The 3,847-nt window shown below is 73.9% G+C and carries 4 protein-coding genes; all 4 read left to right on the top strand.

What is annotated here, in order from left to right; genetic code table 11:
* Positions 1-1,526: serine/threonine-protein kinase (locus E1265_RS34780; protein ID WP_132934945.1), on the top strand; the 1,526-nt coding region annotated here is incomplete at its 5' end.
* Complete coding sequence (locus tag E1265_RS34775; RefSeq protein ID WP_132934944.1) at positions 1,513-1,902, top strand: hypothetical protein; 390 nt, start codon at positions 1,513-1,515, stop codon at positions 1,900-1,902. The genes E1265_RS34780 and E1265_RS34775, both read left to right, overlap by 14 nt.
* Positions 1,883-3,031, top strand: coding sequence for a caspase family protein (locus E1265_RS34770; RefSeq protein ID WP_165953994.1), 1,149 nt, complete (start codon positions 1,883-1,885; stop codon positions 3,029-3,031). Before E1265_RS34775 ends, E1265_RS34770 begins: the two co-directional genes overlap by 20 nt.
* Positions 3,032-3,081: 50 nt before the next feature.
* Positions 3,082-3,729 (top strand): pyridoxamine 5'-phosphate oxidase family protein, encoded by a 648-nt coding sequence (locus E1265_RS34765; RefSeq protein ID WP_132934942.1) that lies wholly within the window; start codon positions 3,082-3,084, stop codon positions 3,727-3,729.
* Positions 3,730-3,847 lie beyond the last annotated feature (118 nt).

Raw genomic sequence — 3,847 nt, 5'->3', positions numbered from 1 at the left:
GGTACCGGTTGCTGAGGCGGGTCGGGGCCGGCAGCACGGGGGTCGTGTGGGAGGCGCACGACACGGCCCTGGACCGCAGGGTGGCGGTGAAGATCCTGCGTGGCGACTCCTCCCGGGACCCCGAGATCGAGACGGTGCGTTTCCGGCGTGAGGTCATCGCGCTGGTCAGGACCAGGCACCCCAATGTGGTGAGCGTCTACGACACGGGGGTGCACGAGCGCGAGCCCTACCTGGTCACCGAGTTCCTCGACGGCGTTTCGCTGCACGAACTCGTCGGCCGGCACGGCGCGTTGGCCTCGCCCGCCGTGCGGCTGATCGCCGTCGGGGTGTGTGAGGCTCTCGCGGCGGTGCATGCGGCCGGCGTGCTGCACCGGGACGTGAAGCCGTCCAACGTCTCGATCACGACCACCGGGCGGGTGGTGCTCCAGGACTTCGGGATCGCCCGGCTGATCGACCAGTCGGCCGTCACCCAGGCCAACGTGCGTCTCGGCACCCCCGCCTTCATGGCCCCCGAGTCGATACAGGGGATGGCGCCCAGCCCGGCCACCGACCTGTACAGCCTGGGGCTCTGCCTCCACCTGACGCTCACTGGCGAGGCCCCGCTGGGGGATTCGGACGACATCGGGCCCATCATCATGCGCGCGGTGAGCGTGGGCGCGCGACCGCTGCGGGGCCGTGGCCTCGGGGATCCCGAACTCATCAAGCTGGTGGACGAGTTGTGTGGCCTGGAGCCGGCGGACAGGCCGCAGTCGGCGGTCGAGGTGTTGGATCGCCTCGGCGGTCCCGCGCCCGCCGGCTCGCCCTCGGTGCTGGCCGAGCTCGTGCGCCGCTGCCTGCGGGAGGAGGCGGTCGGGCACCTGAGGAGCGTGCCGGAGGAGTCGACCACCCTGGAGGTCCCGGAGTACCTGGACATGGACGCTCCGGTGACGGGAGCCTCGCCCGGGCCGGCAGCGCCCGGGCCGGCAGCGGTCGGGGGCATGGTCAGGAGCGCACCAGGGTCCGGGGCGGGCGCCGGCGGCGGGGGCATGGGCGGTGCGCGAGGGCTGTCCGGGCCCATGGAGCCACCGGAACTTCACGCGAGGCCACGCGACGCGGAGCCGGACATGGCGGCCGTCGCGTTCCTGCCGAGACCGCCCCGGGAGGTGCCGGACGCGGCGCTTCCGGCCGGAGACGAGGTGTTCGCCCCGGCGCCGCCCGAGCCCTCGTTGTCGCTCAGCATGGCCACCCTCCAGCTGGTGATGTCCAACATGACGCCGGGAAACGCGATCTCGCGGCAGCGCGAGGCCGTCGGCCTGGTGTTGCGCGGCGAACTGCGGGAGGCGGCACGGCTGTTGACGACGCTCAGCCAGTTCTGCCTGGCGCGGTTCGGTCCTGACCACCCGACCACGCTGGCAAGCCAGTACTGGCAAGCTGTCTGTCTGGCCAGACTGGGCGCGAACGGTGAGGCGTTGGCGTTGTTCTCCCGGGTGAGTGAGCACGCGGGACCGTGGCGGGACGAAGGAGAGGGGACGGATGTCCGAGGTTGAGGTCCTGATCGGGGGCGGCGAGGCGGAGGTCCGACTGCGTTCCCTCCAGGACTGGTTGCGGGCGGACGAGACGCTGAACGGTTCGCTGCGGGCCCGGTTGGCGGTGTCCGGGCCGGCGGACACCGAGGCGATGGGGTTCGTCTTCGACGTGTTGGAGCTGGCCATCGGGTCCGGGCTCTCGGCCGGGGCGTTGGCCGTGTCGATCCTCCAGTGGCGGCAGGCGCAGCGCGTCAAGCGGGAGTTGACGCTGCGGCGCGGTGACGTCGAGGTGCGGATCCCGGTGGGGGACGCGGCGGACGAGGAGTTGGTCGGGCGCATCGTCGCCCTGCTCGACGAGGACCTCGATGAGGACGGGGATGAGCGACGGTCTGCCTGATCCGGACGCGTCGCGTGCGGTGCTGATCGGCGGCGCGACCTACCAGCACCTGGCGTGGCTGCCGGCCGTCGACAACAACCTGCGCGATCTGTCGGAGGCGCTGCGCGACGCCACCCTGTGGGGGCTGCCGGAGCGGCACTGCGCCGTCGTGCCCGATCCGGCGGACGCGCCGTCGCTGATCGGTCCCGTGCGGCGGGCCGGCGACGAGGCGACGGACACGCTGCTGGTCTACTACGCCGGGCACGGGCTGCGGGACGGCGACTCCACGGACCTCTACCTGGCGCTCACCGGCTCCGAGGAGTACGCCGGCTACACGGCCGTCGCGTACCAGCACCTGCGCGCCGTGGTGCGCGCCTCCCGCGCCAGGCGCCGGATCATCATCCTGGACTGCTGCTTCAGCGGCCGCGCCGCCCGCATCCTGACCATGGCCGGCGGCAGCCTCGCCAGCGAGGCGGCGGTGGACGGCGCGTACGTGCTGACCGCCTCGCCCCGCGACCTGGCGGCGCTGGCGCCGGAGGGCGAGACGCACACGGCGTTCACCGGCGAACTGATCGACGTGCTGCGGCTCGGCGTGCCGCAGGGGCCCGAACTGATCAGCCTCGACGTGCTGTACCGGACGCTGTACGACCGGCTTCAGGCCAAGAACCGGCCGGTGCCGCAGCGGAGCCAGGAGAACGACGTGGGCCGGCTGCCGCTGGTCCGCAACCGGGCGCTGGGCACGGCGAGTTCGCCGGCCGGCCCGGTGCTCGACAGCGACGTGCGGACCGCGATGGTGGCGTCCGGGCTGCGGCTCGCCCGGCTGCTGCGGGCGAGCGGCCGACCGGGCGACGCGCTGCCGGTGCTGCGTCTCGCGCTGCGCGAGCGCGGGCCTGCCGACCGGGACGGGACGTTCGCCGTGCAGCTCGAACTGTCCGAGCTGCTGGCCGACTCGGGGCAGACGCGGGAGGCCATCGAGGTGCTCGAACAGGCCTTCCACCAGACGCACCGCACGCCGGGGCCCGAGGCGGTGCTGGTCTGCCGGCGGCTGGCCGATCTGCTGCAGGAGTCGGGCAACCACATCCAGGCGTGCGAGGTGTTGAAGCACGCCCTGGATCTGGTGACGGCCCGAGCCCCCGCTCCGGCGACCTGACGGGGGCTGATCGACGAGCGGTGGCGCGGCGGTGCGGTGATCCTGGGGGCATGGAGGCCGATGCTTCGCACGACCACAGCACGGACGTCGGGCGCCGCGTGGCGCTGCGGCGGGAGCAGCTCGGGCTCAGCCGCGAGGAGACCGCCGGGCGGGCCGGCGTCGCGCCGCAGTACCTGCGCTACCTGGAGGAGCACGAGGCCTCGCCCAGCATCGGCTCGCTGACGCGGGTGGCCAGGGCGCTGGACACGACCGTCGCCGAGCTGAGCGGCGCGGAGGCGCCGACGCCGGCCCGCCCGGAGGGCGGTGGCGCGGTGGTCTCGCTCGACCCGGACGAGTGCTACGAGCTGGTCGCCGCGCACACCGTGGGCCGGATCGCGATCGGCACGGAGCAGGGCCCGGCCATCGTGCCGGTCACCTACGCGGTGGTCGAGGGCGCCGTCGTCTTCCAGGCCGCCGGTCTCGTGGGCGGGAAGGAGCGGCTGGCGTTCGAGGTGGACAGCATCGACGAGGCCGGGGGCGTCGGCTGGAGCGTCCAGCTGGCGGGGCCGGTCACGGAGATCACCGACGAGCCCGAGCGGCGACGACTGGCCGAGGCACTCCCGGAAACCACCTGGCCCCCAACGGCCCGAGCCCGCTGGCTCCGCCTGACCCCCACGAGAACGACCGGCCACCGCGTAGCGCCGCGTAGCGCCGCGTAGCGGCGCCAGTAGCAGCCCTCCCGGTGTCGCGCGGCGGCCCTGGGCGGGCTTTGGGCGGCCGGGTGTTCAGCGGCGGGGCCGCCTGCGGCAGTGCCGTGCTGCCGGCGAGGGTCGGGGG

Source organism: Streptomyces sp. 8K308 (genome assembly GCF_004348315.1).
Lineage (GTDB): Bacteria > Actinomycetota > Actinomycetes > Streptomycetales > Streptomycetaceae > Streptomyces.
Note: the sequence above shows the minus strand (reverse complement) of the source record. Positions and strands in the feature narration are given on the sequence as shown.

Excerpts from the sequence above, each read along its gene's own strand:
- E1265_RS34775 (WP_132934944.1), top strand. The coding sequence starts at position 1,513 with ATGTCCGAGGTTGAGGTCCTGATCGGGGGCGGCGAGGCGGAGGTCCGA.
- E1265_RS34765 (WP_132934942.1), top strand. The coding sequence starts at position 3,082 with ATGGAGGCCGATGCTTCGCACGACCACAGCACGGACGTCGGGCGCCGC.
- E1265_RS34770 (WP_165953994.1), top strand. The coding sequence starts at position 1,883 with ATGAGCGACGGTCTGCCTGATCCGGACGCGTCGCGTGCGGTGCTGATC.